Origin of the sequence: Mycobacterium sp. NS-7484 (assembly GCF_001953975.1) — a bacterium.
Lineage (GTDB): Bacteria > Actinomycetota > Actinomycetes > Mycobacteriales > Mycobacteriaceae > Mycobacterium.
In genome coordinates this window covers 23,500-43,931 of sequence record NZ_MBEJ01000074.1, presented here as the reverse complement: position 1 = coordinate 43,931, position 20,432 = coordinate 23,500, and the positions used below count along the sequence as shown (strand labels likewise).

Here is a 20,432-nt window from a genome sequence, read left to right as displayed (position 1 = left end):
TGGGCACGACCACCCAGCCCTGCGGGCTGTTCGGCCCGGTGTCGCCCAGGATGTCCGCCCGAGCCGCCATGCCTTCCCGAAACTCCTCAGGGAAAGTGGCCAGCGATTCTTCGTCGACGCCCAGGGCGCGTAGCCCATTCCAGGTGAACGCCAGGCTGATCCAGCGTCGGGTGGCCTCCATCGAATCACGCGCTTCGGCCACTGAAGCCACCCGGTCGAGCAGGCCACGCAACCAGCCGCGTCCGTCGGCGGCGTCATCGAACGACAGGAATTCGTAACGGCCCGTCAAGGCCGGTGTACGGGTCAGCACGATGTGCTGAATGTCGTCGAGCTCCAGGACGGATGACATCCGATGCCCTATTGCATCTGATCGAGCGCGGTCGAGAAGGCCGCCTTCAACCGCAACGCCTTTTTGATCTCGTCGGCGGTGACGTACGGGTATTCGCCATATTCCAGGAAACTGGGGCACTGATGGGCTCGGACGAACTCGACGAAGGCCTGCGGGTTCTCCTTCCAATCCTCGGGGAAGCCCTCCAGGTTGGTGAACACCGTGGTGATTCCGGTCTGGCTGAACAGCGCCACCGCATCCTCGGTGTACTTGTCGAAGTCGGTGTCGAAGATGCCCTGGTACTGAAAATGCAGCCCGGACCCCACATCGAAAAGCAGCCAACGCAGATAGTGGAGCCGGAGCGGGGCAAGAACGTCGGGGCTGGCCTCGATCGCCTCTTCGATCTGCTTGCCGTAGGCGCGGATCGCCTCCTCCCGCCCCTCTTTCACCTTGGCGATGATGGAGAACCCGTAGCAGGCCGGGGTTCTCGGGTAGATCGGGCCGTATCGACCACGCTCGAACTCGAAATAGCCTTCTTTCGGAATGGCCTTGGCTGCCGGTGTGGTCCAGGCGTTCTCACTCGTCGACATCGGGCCTCCCGTGGCGCGACCGGACTCCAGATGGTGGTGGCTTCATCCAAGCACAAACGGCTTCGGTTCGGCGACCGGTCACTTATTTGCGAAGCCAAATACATTGGGGCTCTGCTGTTTAGATTTGCCGCAAGAAACTGTGAATTTTCTGTTCACGTCGCTTACGCTCACAGAGGTCAAGGCGTTCCGGCGGAAAGGCGGGCCATGTCAGTCCTGCACCGTTTCTTGATCGCAGCCCTGGGCACCACTGCCGTGCCGATCGCCATCGCCGGCGCCCCACCCGTCGCCGCCGAATGCACCAATGCCAACGGCGTCACCGTGTGCGCGCAAGGGGAAGTACGTGGCGCCAACGGCGGAAGCGGGCCCGGACTGTCCGGTCCTGTCGTGCCCTACCCCTGCGAATACGACTGGTATTGCGACTCCGACTGGGATCTCGACATCGGAATCGACCCAGGGCCACCGCCTGGCGGTGGTATCGACATCGGACGTCCGGGCCGGCCCGGGATCGGCCCGCGTTGAGTAACCCGCTGTCCCCGAAAGGTATTCGTTCAATGCCGTTCAGGTCGCACACGTATCGGTGAGGAGCCGAACATGACAACACCGTTTTCCCTGCACCTCCCCCTGCACCGGCTGATGGTCGGAATTGCCGGTGCGGCGATCGCCGGCGCCGCACTGGTGGGCACCGCCGCGGGCGCAGCCGCCGACCCGCCACCGGACTGCACGTCCGCCGACCTCGCCAGGGTCATGTCGGGCGTCTCGGCGGCCACGTCGGACTATTTGTTCGCCCACCCCGAGGTGAACACCTTCATGACCGGGCTCAAGGGCCTGCCCAAAGACCAGATCCGGGAGAAGATCCGAGCCTACGGCGACGAGAACCCCCAGGTCCGTGCCGATCTGCAGGGGATCCGCCAACCCGCCGTCGAGTTCCGCGACCGCTGCGGCTGATCAGGCCGACGGGGCCGGGCCGATCTCGTCGACCAGCCCCCACGCCAGGGCGGTGGCCGCGTCGATGGTGCGCCCGGACAACACCAGGTACGCGGTGCGCCACCGGCCGATGCGTCGGGTGATGCTCACCGTGCCGCCTGCGCCCGGGATCAGACCGAGCGCAAGTTCCGGCAGGCCGATGACGGCGTCCGGGTGGCAGCTGACCCACCCGCAATAGCAGGCCATTTCCAGTCCGCTGCCGAGAACTTGCCCGTGCACTTCGGCGCGGCAGCGCCGCCCGAGCCTGGCGGTGAGTTCGTCGAGGACGAGAGCGGGGCTGTACCGGGTGCGGGCCAGATGAGCGCTGGCCGGGTCGTCGAACGAACCGAACTCGGCCAGATCACCACCGCTGCAGAAGGATCGGCCGGTGCCGCCGAGCACCACCTCGTCGACCGAATCGTCCAGCCGGGCCACCTCGAGCGCCTCCAGCAGGGCGGCCCGGGCGTCGGTGGAGAACGCGTTGTGCCGCTGGGGCCGGTTGAACCGGACGTACAACGTATTGCCGTCGCGGTGGGCCAGCACCGGATCGGGCAGCTGCGGCGCGCTGGCCGGGCCGCGCTCGGCCAGCCACCGGGCGAACTCCGGCCCCGATTGCAGGGTCGAGTAGGCCAAGGATTCGGTGATGAGTCCGGACCGGGTGGGGCCGGCCGGATCGAACGAGCGCAGCACGTCGTCACACACCGCGGCGGCCTGGGGCCACCGGTCGCACCGCTGCGTGAGCTCGTCCAAGGTCTGCTCGACCGATCCGACGGTGACCACCCGGCGGTCGGTACTCGGATGTTCGGTCACCGTGAACGTCGCCGCGTCCGTCGGGGTGTCGACCCCGACGACGATCCCGCCGGGCAGCTCGTGGCTCACGAGTACTTGTTTATCAGCCCCTGCTTGAACAGCTTGCCGGTGTCGGTGCGCGGCAACTCGGCCTCGAAGGAGATCGAGCGCGGGCACTTGTAATGGGTCAGCTTGTCCCGCAACCAGGCCAGCAGTTCCTCGGCGAATTCGGGGGTGGCATCTGCCGGATCGACGGTCTGCACCACGCCCTTGACGCTCTGCCCCATCTCGTCGTCCGGGATACCGAACACCGCCGCGTCCATCACCTTCGGGTGGACGACGAGCATGTTCTCGGCTTCCTGGGGGTAGATGTTCACTCCGCCCGAGATGATCATGTGGTGGCGACGATCGGTGAGGTAGAGGTAACCGTCCTCATCGAGATAACCGATGTCGCCCACCGTCTTCCAGCCGTGCGAATCCCGGGACGAGGCGGTCTTTTCCGCGTCGTTGAGGTACTCGAAGTCCTGGCCGCCCTCGAAGAAGATCTCCCCGGCCTGACCGGGCGGCAGCTCGTTGCCGTCCTCATCGAGGATGTGCACGATGCCCGTCATCGCCCGGCCGACCGAACCCGGGTGGGCCAGCCACTCGTCGGCGGTGATCAGCGTGGCGCCGATGGCTTCGGAGGAGGCGTAGTACTCGTCGACGATCGGGCCCCACCAGTCGATCATCTGCTTCTTGATCTCCACCGGGCACGGCGCGGCGGCGTGCATGATCCGCTGCAGGCTCGACACGTCATACGAATCTCGTACGCTCTCAGGCAGTTTCAACAACCGAGTGAACATCACCGGGACGAACTGGCCGTGGGTCACCTTGTGTTTCTGGATAGCCTCCAGGCAGCCTTCGGCGTCGAAGCGCTCCAGCACCACGGTGGTGATACCGGCGGCCTGGGTCTGCATCGACCACACCGACGGTGCGGTGTGGTACAGCGGTGCGGGGCTCAGGTATACCGAATCCGGCTGCATCCAGAAGCCGACCAGGGCGGCCATCATGCCGGGGGTCTGCGAGGGCGGCAGATGCGGGAGCTCGCGTTTGATGCCTTTGGGGCGGCCCGTGGTGCCCGACGAGTACTGCAGCAGGTCGCCGTCCATCTCGTCGTCGACCGGGGTGCTGGGCAGGTCGGCGACCGCCTCGGGGTAGCGCTGCCAGCCCTCCAACTCTCCGTCGGCAATCAGCAGGGTGCCCGGTAACCCGTTGGGCAGTTCCTTGTCGAGGCCGGCCAGCACATCTTTGAGAGCGGCCGAGCCGACGATGGCCTTGGCCCCGCTGTTGTCGATGATGTACGCCGCCTCGGCCGGGGTGAGGTGGGTGTTGATCGGCACGTAGTACAGACCGATGCGTCGGGCCGCCCACATCACCGCGTGGATGTGCTCGTTGTTCTCCATGAGGATCGCGACCACGTCGCCCTCCTGCAGACCCTGTTGACGGAAGTGATGAGCCAACCGATTCGCCCGGGCCTCGAGGTCGCCGAAGGTGACGACGGTGCCCGACGGGTGGAGGATGATGGCCGGCTTCTCGGGGTTGGCCTCGGCATGCTCACGGATCTGCATGAAGGCACTGTAACGGGCGCCACTTGACAGGTGTCAAGTGGCGCCCGTTCGGCTCGCCTCAGGCACAGGACGTCGGCAGAGTGTTTACCCGAAACCGCACCGGGTATGCCGCGACCGATCGGTGATTCTCCATTCGGCGAGAGGTCGGGGTATGTCCAATACACGGTGGGTTTCGACGCTCTTTGCCGCGGGGCTGAGTGCCGCGTGGCTGTCGACAGGTATCGCATGGGCGGGCGGGCCCGATGGCACCGTCGAGAACTCGGACGAACACAGCTTTGTGGCAGTCGGCACCGGCGCCTTCCGCGATTCCCTCGTCGGCTTCCGGGGTACCGGCAACACCCGGGAGGAAGCCGCCGCGGCGGTGATCGCAGCCTGCCAGGACGCCGGCGGCAACGATTGCACCAGCGATGAGGAGACCAACGACCATCTGTGCATCGTGTCTGTCGCCGATGACGCCGGAGATGTCGTGGCCGGCGGCGCCGGTATCACCGTCGAGGCTGCTCGCCAGGATGCACTCCAGCGCGCTGCTGCCCACAACAACCCGATGAGTCCCACCTCCCCCGTGGTGATCTCGGATTGCCCATGACCCGGTGTTCAGGGTTACACCTCACCGCGATTCGCGGTTTCGGATTGTGCTTGAAAGGCGGAACGATGGACCGAGGTAAGTCACTACTGGTGGCGGCGGGTTTCGTTGTGGCGGCAGCGGTTTCAGCCCCGGTCGCGCACGCTCGACCGACCTGCCAGAGCACCGGCGCGGCGACGACTGTCTGCTCGACGAACGGCAGCGTGGCGGTCAAGTCACGTCCGGTGACGACGGCTCCGCCGGCAAACCGGCCCGCGATCCCGTGGATCGGCCTTCCCGGCGTCTGATGAGAGCGCCGTAGCCGGTCTGGTCTACCCGCGTCAGATGTTCGAGGCGTCGGCCGGGAAATCCGGCGGCGGCGGCGCTCCTCCGTGGTGACTCGTGCTGCTCGCGCCGTTCAGTCCCAACGTGTAGGCCGTCATCGACATGGATCCGTAGGTGTAGCCGTCCACGAGTACGTCGAGAGTGTCCCCTTCGGCCGCGGTGACGCCGGCCAGGTACAGCAGCGGGATGAAATGGTCCGGCGTCGGCACCGCGCGCCGGAAATCGGAGTGCTCTTGCAGCCGCCCAGCGTCGGCGGGCTCCGAAAGCATCAGCGCCGTCGCATCGGTGTTGAACCGCTGGGCCCAGTCATAGCCGGTGTCCGGGCGGCCCCAGTCCATTCCGCGCAGATTGTGGACCACATTGCCGCTGGCCATGATGAGCACACCACGCTCTCGTAGGGCAGCCAGCCTGGCACCGAGTTCGAGGTGGTATTCGAGTGGCTTGTCGGCGTTGATCGACAGCTGGACCACCGGGATCGACGCCTCCGGGAAAGCGTGTACCAGTACCGACCAGGTGCCGTGATCGATTCCCCAGCTGTCCACGTCTGCGCCCACCCACGTCGGATGCACCACGTCGGCCACTTCCTCGGCCAAGTCCGGCAGACCCGGGGCCGGGTACTGCACATCGAACAGCTCTTGCGGGAAGCCGTAGAAATCGTGGATCGTTCGCGGCCGCGGCATCGCGGTGACAGCCGTGGCGTTGATGTACCAGTGCGCGCTGATCACCAGGATCGCCCTGGGCTTGGGGACCGCCTGCCCGAAAGCCTTCCACGCCGACGTGTACCGGTTGACCTCCAGGGCGTTCATCGGGCTGCCGTGCCCGATGAACGCGGCGGGCAGTAACTCGACCCGCTCGTCGACTCGCGGCGTCTCCTGCATACCTCCTTCCTACCCCGGATGCGAGCTGCGGTCCTACGATGTCAAGACACCCAGCGGAGCAAGCGTGGGAGTGCCGGTGCGATCGACCGAAGCGCTTTGAGGACGGCGTCCACATGCCGTCGGGGGTCGTCACGTTCCTGTTCACCGACATCGAAGGATCGACACGGCGGTGGGAAACCGAACCGGACGTGATGCGGGCCGCGCTGGCCGTACACGACGACGTGTTGCGCGCGGCCATCGGATCCCACGCCGGACACACGTTCAAACACACCGGCGACGGCGTCTGCGCTGCATTCTCGTCACCCGCAGCCGCGATAGACGCTGCAGTCACCGCGCAGCGCGAATTGGGTCTGCCGGTGCGGATGGGCATCGCCACCGGCGAAGCTGAATCGCGCGACGGCGATTACTTCGGAGCGGTACTCAACCGAGCCGCCCGCATCATGGCCGCCGGGCACGGCGGTCAGATCCTGCTCGACGGAGTCACAGCCGGCCTGATCACCGACATCGATCTGATCTCGTTGGGACCGAGACGACTACGTGACATCACCAAACCGGTTGAGATACACCAGGTTCAAGCCGCAGGGCTGCCCTCCGAGTTTCCGCCGCTGAAGACTGTCACCACCGGACCGGGAAATCTGCGGGCTGCGACCACCAGCCTCATCGGCCGTGAGGCGGATCTGGCGGAATTGAGCACCGCGCTGAAATCGCATCGCCTGGTGACACTGACCGGTGTCGGCGGCGTCGGCAAGACCCGGCTGGCATTGGAGCTGGCCGCACGCTCCGCCGACGCATATCCGGACGGAGTGTTCGTCGTCGAACTCGCCGCGGTCGGTGATCCGGCGGCGGTGCCGGACTCCGTCGCGGACGTTCTCGGGGTCACCCAGCAGGCCGGTCTGACCGTCACCCAGAGCATTGCCGCCGCGCTGCAAGGCCGATCACGCCTGTTGATGTTCGACAACTGCGAGCACGTCCTGAACGCGGCCGCCGACCTGATCGAGGCGATCCTCACCCACTCGTCGACGGTCACCATCCTGGCGACCAGCCGCGAGGGACTACGACTCAAAGACGAGCAACGCTGGCCGGTACCGTCACTGGACATCCGCGACGGGCCAGGATCCGCGGCCGCGGAGTTGTTCGTCGACCGAGCTCAGGCGGTATCGCCGCACGCCTCCTTCACCTCGCCGGTCGAATCCGCGGCGGTAGTCGAGATCTGCCGTCGCTTGGACGGAATTCCGCTGGCGATCGAGCTCGCGGCGTCGCGCATCGTTTCAATGACGGCGTCGGAGATCCGCGACCGGCTCGACGACCGTTTCCGGTTGCTCGTGGGCTCGCGGCGGGGGTTGGAACGCCACCAGACGCTCAGCCACGCCGTGCAATGGTCCTACGACCTGCTCGACGGCGACGAAAAGTACTTGCTGACAAGGCTTTCCGTGTTCAGTGGCGGGTTCGATCTGGCGGCCGCGTGCGCGGTGGCGGGCTCACACGACGATCTGGGCACACTCGATCTGCTCGACGCCCTTGTGCGCAAGTCGCTGTTGGCGGCGGACCGGACAGCATCGCGCACTCGCTTCTCGATGCTGGAGACCATCCGTCAGTTCGCCGAGGAACAACTTGTTCGCTCCGGCGGCGCACGGGAAGCGCGCACCTCACATGCGCGCTACTTCGCGAGCTTGGAGGCTGAACTTCTCGCGTTGTGGGACAGTCCGCGTCAGCGGGAGGCGTACGACTGGTTCAACATCGAGTTGCCGAACCTACGTACGGCCTTTCGATGGGCGACCGACAACGGCGATCTCGACACCGCAGCCGCAGTCGCGGTGAATGCGATCTACTTCGGGTACTTCCTCGAACAGTGGGAGCCCCTGGGCTGGGTGGAGGAAATCCTGCCGGCCGCCCGGACCGCACGCCATCGGCGGCTGGCTCAACTCTTGGTCGGCGCCACCAACTGCGCTGCGCTGGGACGCGTCGACGACTTCAACGAATACGCCGAAGCCAGCAGGTCGGCAATCGAGGACGGAGACTTCGACGATGTCGGCGACGAGTTCTCCTGCGTGGTGGCCGCCGGGTACAACACAACGGGGCGCCCCGACCGGGCAATCGAGTGGTGCCGGGCAACGATCGCTCGCCTCCCTCAGCGCCACACCGCCAGCCAGGCCGTGTTGTCGGTGACGCTGGCAGTCTGCGGTGCCGCCCAGGAGGCGATCAACGAATCGGCGCGCCTGCCCACCGACGCCGAAAGCACTGCCAACCCCGCCCTGGCCGGTGCCGCACTGCTCGGATATGGCTGGGCCCGCCGCGAGACCGACCCGGTATCTGCGAACCAGGCCCTCTGCCGAGGGTGGGCGCTCGCCGAGGAAAGCGGAGATCGACAGCAGGCGTCGATCTTCGCCTGCCTACTGGCCGGGCTTGCCGCCGACCGCGGCGAGACCGCCGGCGCCCTCGACTACATCACCCAAGCCGTCCGGCACTACTACGATTCCGGCACCGTCGAGCTCATGCGTAACTCGCTGGGGCTGCTCACCGCACTGCTCGTCCGGCTCGGCGAACAGCAACCCGCAGCCATCATCAGCGGGTTCGCCTCGACCGCGATGGCCCGCGCGAGCTTTCCCGAAATCGATGCCGCGATCACTGATTTGAGACGAACTTTTGGAGACGACGGCTACGGGTCACTCGCGTCTGCCGGGGCAAGCATGACCGCCAGCGAGGTGGCCAACTACGCATTCGAACAGATCGGCCGGCTGCGGTCCGAACTTGCTCCTGAAACGGAACGCCATGGCTAGCAAGCGGATCAGGGCCACTGGGCCACTCGCCGAACAGACGCAAACCCGTACCAAATCAACGGATTTGGTACGGGTTTGCGTCTGTTCGCGGGATTAGGCCTCTTCGGCCAAACGGTGCTTGAGAGCGTCGAACTCGTCCTTGATGCCGGTGGGCAGCTTCTCGCCGACGAACTCGAACCACTCCTCGATGAGCGGCAGCTCGGCCTGCCACTCCGCGACGTTGACGGCCAAAGCCTCGTCGACGTCGGCAGGATCCACGTCGAGCCCGGACAGGTCGAGGTCGGCCGCGGTGGGCACGATGCCGATCGGGGTGCTCTTGCCGTCGGCCTTGTGCTCGATGCGCTCGATGGCCCACTTCAGCACGCGGCTGTTCTCACCGAAGCCCGGCCACAGGAAGCGGCCGTCCTCACCACGGCGGAACCAGTTGACGAAGAACACCGCGGGCATCTTGGACTCGTCGGCGTTCTTGCCGATGTTGATCCAGTGCTGGAAGTAATCACCGACGTTGTAACCCAGGAACGGCAGCATGGCCATCGGGTCGCGACGCACGGTGCCGACCTTGCCCTCGGCCGCGGCGGTCTGCTCGGAGCCCAAGGTGGCGCCGATGAACACGCCGTGCTGCCAGTCGCGGGCCTGGGTCACCAGCGGGACCGTGGTCTTGCGGCGGCCGCCGAACAGGATCGCCGAGATCGGCACACCCTGCGGGTCATCCCACTCCGGCGCGAGCGTCGGGCACTGGGAGATCGGGGTGCAGTAGCGCGAGTTCGGGTGTGCCGCTTTATCTTCCGACTCGCGGTACCAATCCTGACCCTTCCAGTCGATCAGGTGGTCGGGGTCGCCCTCCAGGCCTTCCCACCACACGTCGCCGTCGTCGGTGAGGGCCACGTTGGTGAACACGGTGTTGCCGGCCTCGATGGTCTTCATCGCGTTCGGGTTGGAATCCCAGTTGGTGCCGGGCGCGACACCGAAGAAACCGAACTCGGGGTTGACGGCGTAGAGACGACCGTCCTTGCCGAACCGCATCCAGGCGATGTCGTCGCCGACGGTCTCGGCGCGCCAGCCCGGGATCGTGGGCTGCAGCATCGCGAGGTTGGTCTTGCCGCAGGCCGAGGGGAACGCCGCGGCGATGAAGTACGCCTTGTTCTCCGGGGAGATCAGCTTGACGATCAGCATGTGCTCAGCGAGCCAGCCCTCGTCGTGAGCCATCGCCGAGGCGATCCGCAGCGAGTAGCACTTCTTGCCCAGCAGCGCGTTGCCGCCGTAACCCGAGCCGAAGCTCCAGATCTCACGGGTCTCCGGGAAGTGGGTGATGTACTTGGTCTCGTTGCACGGCCAGGGCACGTCCTTCTGGCCCGGCTCCAGCGGCGCACCGATCGAGTGCAGCGCCTTGACGAAGAAACCGTCGTCGCCGATCTTCTCCAGCGCGGCCTTGCCCATCCGGGTCATGGTGCGCATGGACACCACGACGTACTCGGAGTCGGTGATCTCCACACCCAGCTTGGGATCCTCGGCGCCCAGCGGCCCCATGCAGAACGGGACGACGTACATGGTGCGGCCACGCATGCAGCCCCGGTACAGGTCGGTCATGATGCCGCGCATCTCGGCCGGGTCCATCCAGTTGTTGGTGGGGCCGGCGTCCAGTTCCCGCTCGGTGCAGATGAAGGTGCGGGACTCGACCCTCGCGACGTCGGCGGGGTCGGACTGGGCGAGGTAGGAGTTGGGCTTCTTCTCGTCGTTGAGCTTGGTGAAGGTTCCGGCCTCGACGAGGTGGGCGGCCAACCGGTCGAATTCTTCCTCGGAGCCGTCGGCGAATACCACCCGGTCCGGCTGAGTGAGCTCGGCGACCTCCTGGACCCAGGCCAGCAGTCCCTCATGTTTCGTCGGTGCGGTGTCCAGACCCGGAATGGTCGCTGAGGTCATCAAATTCTCCTGCGTAGGTTTGTGTAACCCAAGCCACGTTGCATCGCGGTCACGGCTACCCCTTGGGTAGAGGTTAACGCGGGTGACATACCCAAGGTGAACCAGTGGTATGTCCGATCACTCACAGGAACGATTCAGATCGGCGTTATCGGCCGGTTACTCACCGGTAGCGTCGTTGTAGCCGTACCGGGCCGCCCGGACAGCGTCAAGGGCGCGGCGTAACGGCGGGATACGCCGGTCGCGCTGCGCGGCCGCCCGAGCTGTGGCGATGGCGTGCTCGCGCAGTTCGGCGTCGATGGTGGCGGTCTTCTCGGCCGCTTGGGCGCTCTCGACTTCTTCCCGGCCGGCCAGCTCGGTGGTGAGCGCGGTTTCGGCGGCCAGCACGCGCGTCGCCACGAGCTCCTCGACCGTCGACCGCAGCGTGGTGGTGATCTCGGTGACCCAACGGTCCAGCACCGCCCGGTCGTGCAACAGCCCGCGGGTGGCCACGACCCAGATCGCCAGCAGCAGGCCGACGACGGCGCCGACCACGAGCCCGGCGACAGCCAACCGCGGCGCAGCACCGGCCAACAACCTGCTGACCGCGACCGCCACCCCCAGCCCGAAGCCGGCGCCGAGAACCAGCATCAACCTGGTCTCGGCGGTGCGGGACTTCAGCGGCGGCGCCGGCAGGGCGGGGGCCGACGCGGCAGCAGCCCTCGGCGGGGTGGGCAGATCGAGTTCGCCGGCCAGCGCGTGCAGGTGCGTGGTGACGCCCTCGTCGACCTCTCCGACGACCTCCTCGGCGCGGCGGCGGGCATATTCGTCGAACGTCGCGATGCGGCGACGGCCGATGCCGGCCACATCCTCCTGTAGTTCGGTGCGCACCGAATTGCACCGGTTGCGGGCGAAATAGCCCAGCTGCACCCGGGCCTGCTGCAACTGGCTGCGCAATGCGATGCTGCGCTCGGTGCGGGTCAGCCGCCGCATCCTGGTCAGTTCGGCACGACGTTCCCGCAACACGTCAACGCGCGCCTGACGGTCAGCCCCCGAAGCGTCGGCCTCATACCGGCCGATCACCGCCTCCAGACGAGTTTCCCAGGCCCGCAACCTGTTTCGTCGGGTGACGTCGGGATCGGCCAGCTGCTCGGTGAGCAGGTCGACCAGGTCGTCGAGCTGCGGCTCACCGAGGTCGGGTGCGGCCGCCACCCCGACCCAGGGCATGTTCCGGTAGTGCGCGTCACGCTCGGCGAGAATCGCGGCGTCGGCATCGCGCACGTCACGCCAATCCCGGTGAGCATCGATCTTGGACACCACACCGATCACCAGATCGGTGTACCGGGTCGCCAAATCGACCAGCGCACAGTCCGATTCGGTGAGCGGCGCGGAGGCCGAAACCACGAACACCACCGCCGCGGGCGCCTCCCCGGCCACCAACTCGGTGGATTCGACGAACTCGGTCTGTGGCATCCGGTCCCGCAGCGCCGCCAGCACGCTGGTCGATCCGGCCAGCCACGGGCCGGAAACGAGCACCACGTCCCGGGTTTGCACCCCCGGGGAGTTCAGTCCGGGATCGATCGCCGCGACCACGGCATCGGCTTCGGCCTCAGCGGCGGCTTTGGCCGCTCGCGCCGCCTCCGGATCCCGCTCGGTGTCCACGTCGGTCATCGCCTGTCGGCCGCCGTCGCGTCCAGCAGTCTCAGCGACCCACGCACGATGTCGTCGGCGCACCGGCGGTGCAGGGCGTTCACCGGCCCGTCGCGGTAGTGCCGCCAGCGCCGGGCCCGGCACAGGTGGTCGACGTGACCATCACCCGTTTCCACCGTGAGGCCCTCGGCCTGCACCACGTCGACGGCCGCCCCCATCATCGCGAGGACTGTGTCGTCGGCCGCCAGGAAGCGGCCCACCGCTTCGCCCCCGATCGCACGCAGCTCCGTCAGCGCCCACCGCGCCCGGCGATACCGCACCGGGGCGGCCGCGGCGTCGATGGCCGTCAGCACCCGGTCGACCTGGCTGAGCCCGCGCAGCACACCGGGCAGGGATGCGGCATCCGCGCCGCGGCTCAACGCCAGCGTGGCATGGGCGATCCCGAACCGGTCCAGCCGCCGCAGCAGCCCGGCGCGCACCTCGACCGGAAGCCGATGCGGCGCGTCGACGAAGGCGTCCGCCGACGTCAGGTCACCAGGCTCGCGCGTCAGCACGCCCAACGCGGCCACCTCGTGCGCCGCCAAGGCCACCGAAGCCAGCAGCGCGACCATCGGCACCACCGGCACCCCAGCCATGTCCTGCAGGCGGCGGGCCCGGCGATGAGCCGTCGCCATCGGTCCGCCCGGGGAGGATCCGGCCAGGTCGGCCTTGTTGAACACCACCACGGCCGGCCGCCCGGCCCGGCTCAATTCGGTCAGCAGCGCGCGGTCCTCGGGTTTGAGCACCTCGGCGATCACCACCACCGCGACCTCACCGGTTGCGGCGATCTGCAGGCCCGCGTCGCCCAGGGCCTCGGTCACGGTGCTGGTACCGACCCCCCGGCGCCCCTGCACCTCGACGGCCACCGGAGCCGTCACTCGCGCACAGATCTCGGCCAACCGCGCATCGCCGGCGCGGTCGGCAAAGCGTGTGAGCTCGTCGGCGAAAATCTGGCAGCCTTCCTGGTGACGGGCGCAATCCGGGGCGTCAGGAAAAATCGTGACACGGCCGCGGCGGACCCGCGAACGGATGTTTGCCTCCTGCCGGCCGGAGGCAACTGTTGGGTATCAATCTCTACCACGATGCGGGCGCGCCGCCCCCGATAAGAGACCATGGACTGATGCACCCGTCCAGGTCCGACGTCGGCGGACCGGCCTCGGCAGATGAAGTAGCCGACGGGCCGGCTGCCCAGCCACACCGTTTCCCCCGGGTGACCAGCTTCCGGACCCGCCGCTCGACGCTGTCGCCGGCGCAACAGGAAACCTGGGACCGGCTGTGGCCTGAACTGGGCCTTCAGGCCCGCGACGACAATTCGCAACCGATCGTCAACCTCGATACCGCGGCCTGGTTCGGCCGCTCGGCACCGGTGATCCTCGAGATCGGTTCGGGTACCGGCACATCCACCCTGGCGATGGCCCAGGCCGAGCCGGATCTCGATGTGATCGCCGTAGAGGTCTACCGCAAGGGCCTGGCCCAACTGCTCAGCGCGATCGACCGCACCGCACAGACCCCCGCCCCGGTCACCAACATCCGCATGGTCCGCGGTGACGGCGTCGACGTGCTGGAGCACATGTTCGGTCCCGAGACGCTGACCGGCGTGCGGGTGTTCTTCCCGGACCCCTGGCCCAAGGCCCGTCACCACAAGCGCCGGTTGCTGCAACCGGCGACCGTCGCGCTGATCGCCGACCGGCTGCGCCCGGGCGGAATCCTGCATGCGGCCACCGACCACGCCGGATACGCCGAACACATCGCCGAGGTCGGTGACGCCGAACCGCGGCTGCGCCGGGTCGCCCCAGGTGCGGATCTGCCGATCTCGACCGAGCGCCCGGTCACCAAGTACGAGCGCAAAGCCCTGGCCGGCCCCGACGTCACCGAGCTGGTGTGGGAGAAACGGCCATGAGTGTGACCGAAGACATGCACGACGCGTCCGCGCAGGTCGAGGAATCCGATTCCGCCACACCGGCCACCCCGCCACGCCGGGTGCTGCTGGTGTGGGACGCCCCCAATCTGGACATGGGGCTGGGTGCGATCCTGGGCGGTCGACCAACCGCCGCACATCGCCCCCGCTTCGATGCGCTGGGCCGCTGGCTGCTCGGCTACACCGCGGATCTGTCGGCCGCAAAGGGCGACGACGCGGCCGTCTCCCTGGAGCCCGAGGCCACCGTCTTCACCAACATCGCCCCAGGTAGCGCCGATGTTGTGCGGCCCTGGGTGGAAGCGCTGCGTAACGTGGGGTTCGCCGTCTTCGCCAAGCCGAAGATCGACGACGACAGCGATGTCGACAGCGACATGCTCGACCACATCGCCCTACGTCGCAGTGAAGGGCTCGCGGCGGTCCTGGTGGCGTCGGCCGACGGGCAGGCGTTCCGGCAACCGCTGGAAGAGATCGCCCGGGAGGGCACTCCGGTGCAGGTGCTCGGATTTCGCGAACATGCGAGCTGGGCGCTAGCGTCGGATACCTTGGAGTTTGTCGATCTGGAGGATATTCCCGGTGTGTTCCGGGAACCGGTGCCACGGATCGGCCTGGACTCGCTACCCGAGCAGGGAGCATGGCTGCAACCGTTCCGGCCGCTGTCATCGCTACTGACCGCGCGTGTGTGACAACTGAAGACCCTCGTCCAGTCGAAGCGCGGGTCACCAAAAGTTTTAGAGCGAAGTATCAAAGCGTTAGGAGCCTAAGTGTTCGCCTGGTGGGGTCGAACGGTGTACCAGTTCCGGTACATCGTCATCGGTGTCATGGTGGCGCTATGCCTCGGTGGCGGCATCTACGGCGCCGACCTTGGAAAGCGCGTCACCCAGAGCGGTTTCTACGACGAGGGCAGCCAATCGGTCCGGGCCTCGCTGCTGGCCGACGAAGTGTATGGCCGTGACCGGACCAGCCACATCGTGGCGATCCTGACGCCTCCGGACGACAAGCTGGTCACCGACAAGGCATGGCAGAAGAAGGTCACCGGCGAGCTCGACAAGGTCGTCGAGGACAACCCGGATCAGATCGTCAGCTGGGTCGGCTGGCTCAAGGCGCCCGATGTGGCGGGCCTGGCCGCGATGAAGACCGAAGATCAGCGGCACACCTTCGTCAGTATTCCGCTGCAGGGCGACAACGACGACGACATCCTCAAGAACTACCAGGCCGTCGAGCCCGAACTTCGGGCGATCAACGACGGCAACATCCAGCTGGCCGGGCTCAACCCACTGGCCAGCGAGCTCACCGGCACCATCGGTACCGATCAGAAACGCGCCGAACTGGCCATCGTCCCGCTGGTGGCCGTGGTGCTGTTCTTCGTGTTCGGCGGCGCGGTGGCCGCGGCTCTGCCCGCCATCATCGGTGGTCTGACCATCGCCGGCGCGCTCGGCATCCTGCGGTTCACCGCGGAGTTCGGCCCCGTCCACTTCTTCGCCCAACCCGTGGTGACGATGATGGGCTTCGGTATCGCCATCGACTACGGCCTGTTCATCGTTAGCCGGTTCCGAGAAGAACTCGCCGAAGGTTATGACACCGCGGCCGCAGTCCGAAGATCGGTGATGACCTCGGGCCGCACCGTGGCCTTCTCCGCGGTGATCATCGTGGCCTCCTCGCTGCCGCTGTTGCTGATCCCGCTGGGCTTCCTCAAATCGATCACCTACGCGATCATCGCCTCGGTGCTGCTGGCGGCGTTCCTGTCGATCACGGTGTTGCCCGCGACGCTGGGCATCCTGGGCGCCAACGTCGACGCGCTCGGGGTACGCACGCTGCTGAAGGTGCCGTTCCTGGCCAACTGGCCCTTCTCCCGCCGGATCATCGACTGGTTCATCGAAAAGACCCAGAAGACCATGACCCGCGAAGAAGTCGAGAGGGGCTTCTGGGGCCGGCTGGTCAACGTGGTGATGAAGCGTCCGATCGCCTTCGCCACGCCGATCCTGATCGTGATGACCCTGCTGGTGTTGCCGATCGGCTCGCTGACCCTCGCCGGCATCAGTGAGAAGTATCTGCCCCCGGACAACTCGGTGCGCCAGTCGCAGGAGGAGTTCGACAAACTGTTCCCCGGGTTCCGCACCGAGCAGATCACGTTGGTGATGCAGCGGGAAGACGGCGAGCCGATCACCGACGCGCAGATCGCCGACATGCGGGCCAAGGCGCTGACCGTTTCCGGTTTCACCGATCCGGACAACAACCCGGATTCCATGTGGAAGGAGCGTCCGGCCACCGACAGCGGCTCCAAGGACCCGTCGGTCCGGGTGATCCAGAACGGTCTGGTCAACCGCGGCGACGCGGCCACCAACATCTCGGATCTTCGTGCGCTGCAACCACCGCACGGCATCGACGTGTTCGTCGGCGGCACACCGGCCCTGGAACAGGATTCGATCCACAGCCTGTTCGACAGATTGCCACTGATGGTGACCATCCTGGTGATCACCACCACGATCCTGATGTTCCTGGCCTTCGGATCGATCGTGCTGCCGATCAAGGCCGCCTTGATGAGCGCGCTCACCCTCGGTTCCACCATGGGCATCCTGACCTGGATGTTCGTCGACGGCCACGGCTCGGGCATATTGAACTACACCCCGCAGCCGCTGATGGCACCGATGATCGGTCTGATCATCGCGGTGATCTGGGGTCTGTCCACCGACTACGAGGTGTTCCTGGTCTCCCGCATGGTGGAGGCCCGTGAACGCGGTATGTCCACCGCCGAGGCCATCCGGATCGGTACCGCGACCACCGGTCGCCTGATCACCGGCGCCGCCCTGGTGCTGGCCGTGGTCGCCGGCGCGTTCGCGTTCTCCGACCTGGTGATGATGAAGTACCTGGCCTTCGGTCTGCTGATCGCACTTCTGTTGGACGCCACCGTGATTCGTATGTTCCTGGTGCCGGCCATCATGAAACTGCTCGGCGACGATTGCTGGTGGGCGCCGCGCTGGATGAAGCGGATCCAGGAGGCGATCGGCCTCGGCGAGACCGAGCTGCCCGACGAGCGCAAGCGTCCCGTCATGCAGGATTCCGGGGAAGACCCGCGCGCCCTGGCCGGCGGCGGCGCCGTGGCGCCGCCACCGCCGCGGCCGCACGATCCGACCCATCCGGCGATCGAGCCCATGCGTCCTCCCATGCCGCGTACCAATGCGCCCTCGGCAGCGGGCACGGCGCGGATCACGCCTCCGCAGAATGTCCCTCAGCGGCGGCCCGATCCGGAACCGGAACCGGCCACCACGCGGTTCGCCATGGCCCGCAACGCCGTACGCAACGCAGTGAACAGCGCGGTCAACACCGTCAACACCGCCACCGGCAACAGCAATGCCAACGCGAACACCCGCACCGAACGCACCGCAGCCCCGACGGCACGGCCGAGCAGCGGTCCGGCGGCCGGGCCGCAGCGGGAAGATCGGGAGATCGAATCATGGCTGGGTGCGCTGCGCGGTGGACCCACGACCGGTGGGCCGGCCAACGGCACCCCGCCCGGGCCTCCTCCGCCGCCGGCACCGCGGCCGTCGACCGACGCGACGCGTGCCATGCCGCAGCCGCAGCAGCGACCGCCCGCCGGTGGGGAGAACGCCCCGACGACGGCATTCAACGCGCAGCGTCCGGGTCCGACCCCGCCGCCGGGCCCACGCGAGCAGGATCCGTCGACGCAGAAGTTCACTGCCCATGACGACGACGAGCCGCCACGGCGTGGCGGTGGGATGAGCGCCCAGGATCTCCTGCGCCGCGAAGGCCGGCTCTAGGGCCTTCTCGGTCGACCGCTACTCCTCGATAACGACGCCCTCGGATTCCTCCAATTGGGCCTCCACGTCTTCGGGGTTCTCCGCCAGCAGGATGCGCGTGGCGCTGTTGATGAAGGCCACGGTGGGCACCGCGAGCAGCGCGCCCACGATGCCGGCGAGCACACCGCCGGCGGCGATGGCGAGCACGACCGCCAGCGGATGGATCGACACCGCGCGGCCCATCACCAGCGGTTGCAGCACGTGCCCTTCCAGCTGCTGCACGGCGATGATCAGACCGAGGGTGATCAGGGCGTAGATGAAGCCCTTGGCCAGCAGTGCCACCACCACCGCGAGGAATCCGGCGACCACCGCACCGACCAGCGGGATGAACGCACCCAGGAACACCAAGGAGGCCAGCGGCAACGCCAGCGGGATGCCCATGATGGCCAGGCCGGTGCCGATACCGACCGCATCGACGAGGGCCACCAGGAATGTGGCCCGCATGTAACCACCCAGCGAATGGAAACCGGCCCTGCCGGCGTCGCGGACCCGCTCCCGCACATGGCTCGGGAACACCTTGGTGACGAACGCGAAGATGTTGCGGCCGCCCTGCAGCAGGAAGATCAAGGTGAACAGCACCAGCAGGGCACCGGTGAGCAGTTCGGTGAGGGTGCCCGCGGTGGACAGCGCTCCAGTGGTGAGCTTCTCCTGGTTGCGCTGCAACGCCTCGATGGCGGTGTTGCCGGCCTGGTCGATCTGCTCCTTGCTCAACTGCAGCGGACCGTTGATCAGCCAGTTACGCACCCCGTCGATGCTTCGGGTCACCTGCTCGACGAGTTGCGGTGCGCCCTCGATGAATTGGGAGATGACGAAGCTCAGGATGCCGCCCACCACCGCGAAACTGGCCAGCAACACCAGGGCCACCGCGGCGCCGCGCGGCGCCCCGCGACGGTCCATGAAATCCACCGCGGGTAGCAGCAACGCCGCCACCATGGTCGCCAGCGCGACCGGCACGACGATCACTTCGAGGTGCTTGACCAGCCATAGCAACGCCACAATCGCGGCCAGAATGACCAACAGGCGCCATGACCAAGCGGCAACCTTGCGGACGAACGGCGTGACGGCCTCATCAGCAACGGGATCCGGTGACATGTCGGTAGCGTAATGCGGCGCGCCGTCAGAACCGGCGATGTCGTGATTACCTGCACGGTTACCCTGTAGAGCGTGTCACAGGACGCGCCGGCCGATACTGCCCGGGCCCGGGCCGGCTCTACGCGCGGCAGGTACTGGTGGGTGCGATGGGTGGTCATCGCCCTCGCCGTCACGGTGCTCGCCGTCGAGGTGACGTTGGTCTGGGACCAGCTGGCGAAGGCGTGGCGCAGCCTGTTGACGGCCAACGGCTGGTGGGTGCTGGCGGCGGTGGGCGCAGCGATGGCCTCGATGCACAGCTTCGCCCAGATCCAGCGGACCCTGCTGCGCTCTGCGGGCGTGCCCGTCAGACAGTGGCGTTCGGAGGCGGCGTTCTACGCGGGCAACGCACTGTCGACCACGATGCCCGGTGGGCCGGTGCTCTCGGCCACGTTCGTCTACCGCCAGCAACGTATCTGGGGCGCCTCGCCATTGGTGGCCTCCTGGCAGCTGGTGATGTCGGGCGTGCTGCAGGTCGTCGGCCTGGCGCTGCTGGGCCTGGGCGGCGCACTGATGCTCGGTGCCTCCAAAAACCCGCTGTCACTGATCTTTTCGCTCGGCGCCTTCCTGGCGATCATCCTGCTGGCCCAGGCGGTGGCCACGAGACCGGAACTGATCGACGGCATCGGGGCCAAGGTGTTGTCGTGGGCGAACTCGTTGCGCGGCAAGCCCGCTGACACCGGACTGGAGAAGTGGCGGGAGATCCTGCGCCAGCTCGAGTCGGTCAGCCTGGGCCGACGTGACCTCACGGTGGCGTTCAGCTGGTCGATGTTCAACTGGGTCGCCGACGTGGCCTGCCTGGCGTTCGCCTGCTACGCCGCCGGCGGCCATCCGTCATTGGCCGGCGTCACCGTCGCCTATGCCGCCGCCCGCGCGGTGGGGTCGATCCCGTTGATGCCCGGCGGCCTGCTGGTGGTGGAAGCCGTGCTGGTGCCGGGGTTGGTGTCCTCCGGAATGACTCTGGCCGCGGCCATCTCGGCCATGCTCATCTACCGGCTGGTCAGCTGGATCTTCATCTCCGCGATCGGCTGGGTGGTGTTCTTCTTCATGTTCCGCACCGAGAAGGACATCGATCCCGACACCGAGACCGACACCGAGACCGACCCGACGAGCTCCCCGAACCCCCACCCCGAGCCCTAGGAGATTC

The 20,432-nt window shown here is 67.1% G+C and carries 16 protein-coding genes and 1 pseudogene; 8 read left to right on the top strand and 9 right to left on the bottom strand.

Going from position 1 to position 20,432, the window contains the following annotated elements; all coding sequences use genetic code 11:
• Positions 1-349 (bottom strand): annotated as a pseudogene (locus A5733_RS13335) (peroxidase); the annotation flags it as partial.
• Positions 350-357: 8 nt separating this feature from the next.
• The gene (locus tag A5733_RS13330) at positions 358-918 is read right to left on the bottom strand and encodes a hypothetical protein (protein ID WP_076240449.1); all 561 of its coding nucleotides are present in this window, start codon (positions 916-918) and stop codon (positions 358-360) included.
• A 204-nt stretch (positions 919-1,122) separates the two neighbouring features.
• On the opposite strand from A5733_RS13330, the gene A5733_RS13325 reads away from it, so the two are divergent.
• Positions 1,123-1,437: a hypothetical protein gene (locus tag A5733_RS13325; protein WP_067767996.1), complete on the top strand. Its 315-nt coding sequence runs from the start codon at positions 1,123-1,125 to the stop codon at positions 1,435-1,437.
• A gap of 72 nt (positions 1,438-1,509) precedes the next feature.
• Positions 1,510-1,863 carry a heme-binding protein gene (locus tag A5733_RS13320; protein ID WP_067767994.1) on the top strand — a complete coding sequence of 118 codons (354 nt, stop codon included), beginning with the start codon at positions 1,510-1,512 and terminating at the stop codon, positions 1,861-1,863.
• Here the strand turns inward: A5733_RS13320 and A5733_RS13315 are convergent, their stop codons facing one another.
• Positions 1,864-2,760: an enoyl-CoA hydratase/isomerase family protein gene (locus tag A5733_RS13315; RefSeq protein WP_067767992.1), complete on the bottom strand. Its 897-nt coding sequence runs from the start codon at positions 2,758-2,760 to the stop codon at positions 1,864-1,866.
• Entirely contained in the window at positions 2,757-4,277 is a 1,521-nt protein-coding gene (gene fadD4 / locus A5733_RS13310) for a fatty-acid--CoA ligase FadD4 (RefSeq protein WP_067767989.1), read from the bottom strand. The genes A5733_RS13315 and fadD4 overlap by 4 nt, the downstream gene beginning before the upstream one ends.
• Before the next feature lie 151 nt (positions 4,278-4,428).
• On the opposite strand from fadD4, the gene A5733_RS13305 reads away from it, so the two are divergent.
• On the top strand, positions 4,429-4,863 hold the full coding sequence (locus tag A5733_RS13305; RefSeq protein WP_067767986.1) for a DUF4189 domain-containing protein: 435 nt from the start codon (positions 4,429-4,431) through the stop codon (positions 4,861-4,863).
• Between the two features lie 317 nt (positions 4,864-5,180).
• On the opposite strand, the gene ygiD is transcribed toward A5733_RS13305, so the two are convergent.
• The gene (gene ygiD, locus A5733_RS13295) at positions 5,181-6,062 is read right to left on the bottom strand and encodes a 4,5-DOPA dioxygenase extradiol (RefSeq protein WP_067767982.1); all 882 of its coding nucleotides are present in this window, start codon (positions 6,060-6,062) and stop codon (positions 5,181-5,183) included.
• A gap of 113 nt (positions 6,063-6,175) precedes the next feature.
• On the opposite strand from ygiD, the gene A5733_RS13290 reads away from it, so the two are divergent.
• Positions 6,176-8,839: an adenylate/guanylate cyclase domain-containing protein gene (locus tag A5733_RS13290; protein WP_076240447.1), complete on the top strand. Its 2,664-nt coding sequence runs from the start codon at positions 6,176-6,178 to the stop codon at positions 8,837-8,839.
• A 93-nt stretch (positions 8,840-8,932) separates the two neighbouring features.
• Here A5733_RS13290 and A5733_RS13285 read toward each other — a convergent pair whose 3' ends face one another.
• From A5733_RS13285 to A5733_RS13275, 3 genes are all read right to left on the bottom strand, one after another.
• Positions 8,933-10,759 carry a phosphoenolpyruvate carboxykinase (GTP) gene (locus A5733_RS13285; RefSeq protein ID WP_076240446.1) on the bottom strand — a complete coding sequence of 609 codons (1,827 nt, stop codon included), beginning with the start codon at positions 10,757-10,759 and terminating at the stop codon, positions 8,933-8,935.
• Between the two features lie 156 nt (positions 10,760-10,915).
• The gene (locus A5733_RS13280) at positions 10,916-12,406 is read right to left on the bottom strand and encodes a hypothetical protein (RefSeq protein ID WP_198938810.1); all 1,491 of its coding nucleotides are present in this window, start codon (positions 12,404-12,406) and stop codon (positions 10,916-10,918) included.
• Positions 12,403-13,302, bottom strand: a complete 900-nt coding sequence (locus A5733_RS13275; protein WP_233152681.1) for a hypothetical protein — start codon at positions 13,300-13,302, stop codon at positions 12,403-12,405. Before A5733_RS13275 ends, A5733_RS13280 begins: the two co-directional genes overlap by 4 nt.
• Positions 13,303-13,526: 224 nt before the next feature.
• On the opposite strand from A5733_RS13275, the gene trmB reads away from it, so the two are divergent.
• From trmB to A5733_RS13260, 3 genes are all read left to right on the top strand, one after another.
• A complete protein-coding gene (trmB, locus tag A5733_RS13270; RefSeq protein ID WP_076240451.1) occupies positions 13,527-14,324 on the top strand; it encodes a tRNA (guanosine(46)-N7)-methyltransferase TrmB in 798 nt (265 codons plus the stop codon).
• A 14-nt stretch (positions 14,325-14,338) separates the two neighbouring features.
• Positions 14,339-15,025 carry an NYN domain-containing protein gene (locus A5733_RS13265; protein ID WP_369830935.1) on the top strand — a complete coding sequence of 229 codons (687 nt, stop codon included), beginning with the start codon at positions 14,339-14,341 and terminating at the stop codon, positions 15,023-15,025.
• A gap of 78 nt (positions 15,026-15,103) precedes the next feature.
• The gene (locus A5733_RS13260; RefSeq protein WP_076240443.1) at positions 15,104-18,118 is read left to right on the top strand and encodes an MMPL family transporter; all 3,015 of its coding nucleotides are present in this window, start codon (positions 15,104-15,106) and stop codon (positions 18,116-18,118) included.
• A gap of 18 nt (positions 18,119-18,136) precedes the next feature.
• Here A5733_RS13260 and A5733_RS13255 read toward each other — a convergent pair whose 3' ends face one another.
• Positions 18,137-19,249 carry an AI-2E family transporter gene (locus A5733_RS13255; RefSeq protein ID WP_067767962.1) on the bottom strand — a complete coding sequence of 371 codons (1,113 nt, stop codon included), beginning with the start codon at positions 19,247-19,249 and terminating at the stop codon, positions 18,137-18,139.
• Positions 19,250-19,321: 72 nt separating this feature from the next.
• On the opposite strand from A5733_RS13255, the gene A5733_RS13250 reads away from it, so the two are divergent.
• Positions 19,322-20,425, top strand: coding sequence for a YbhN family protein (locus A5733_RS13250; protein WP_076240442.1), 1,104 nt, complete (start codon positions 19,322-19,324; stop codon positions 20,423-20,425).
• Positions 20,426-20,432: the final 7 nt, after the last annotated feature.

Excerpts from the sequence above, each read along its gene's own strand:
- A5733_RS13330 (WP_076240449.1), bottom strand. The coding sequence starts at position 918 with ATGTCGACGAGTGAGAACGCCTGGACCACACCGGCAGCCAAGGCCATT.
- A5733_RS13325 (WP_067767996.1), top strand. The coding sequence starts at position 1,123 with ATGTCAGTCCTGCACCGTTTCTTGATCGCAGCCCTGGGCACCACTGCC.
- A5733_RS13320 (WP_067767994.1), top strand. The coding sequence starts at position 1,510 with ATGACAACACCGTTTTCCCTGCACCTCCCCCTGCACCGGCTGATGGTC.
- fadD4 (WP_067767989.1), bottom strand. The coding sequence starts at position 4,277 with ATGCAGATCCGTGAGCATGCCGAGGCCAACCCCGAGAAGCCGGCCATC.
- A5733_RS13305 (WP_067767986.1), top strand. The coding sequence starts at position 4,429 with ATGTCCAATACACGGTGGGTTTCGACGCTCTTTGCCGCGGGGCTGAGT.
- ygiD (WP_067767982.1), bottom strand. The coding sequence starts at position 6,062 with ATGCAGGAGACGCCGCGAGTCGACGAGCGGGTCGAGTTACTGCCCGCC.
- A5733_RS13290 (WP_076240447.1), top strand. The coding sequence starts at position 6,176 with ATGCCGTCGGGGGTCGTCACGTTCCTGTTCACCGACATCGAAGGATCG.
- A5733_RS13285 (WP_076240446.1), bottom strand. The coding sequence starts at position 10,759 with ATGACCTCAGCGACCATTCCGGGTCTGGACACCGCACCGACGAAACAT.
- A5733_RS13280 (WP_198938810.1), bottom strand. The coding sequence starts at position 12,406 with ATGACCGACGTGGACACCGAGCGGGATCCGGAGGCGGCGCGAGCGGCC.
- A5733_RS13265 (WP_369830935.1), top strand. The coding sequence starts at position 14,339 with ATGCACGACGCGTCCGCGCAGGTCGAGGAATCCGATTCCGCCACACCG.
- A5733_RS13255 (WP_067767962.1), bottom strand. The coding sequence starts at position 19,249 with ATGTCACCGGATCCCGTTGCTGATGAGGCCGTCACGCCGTTCGTCCGC.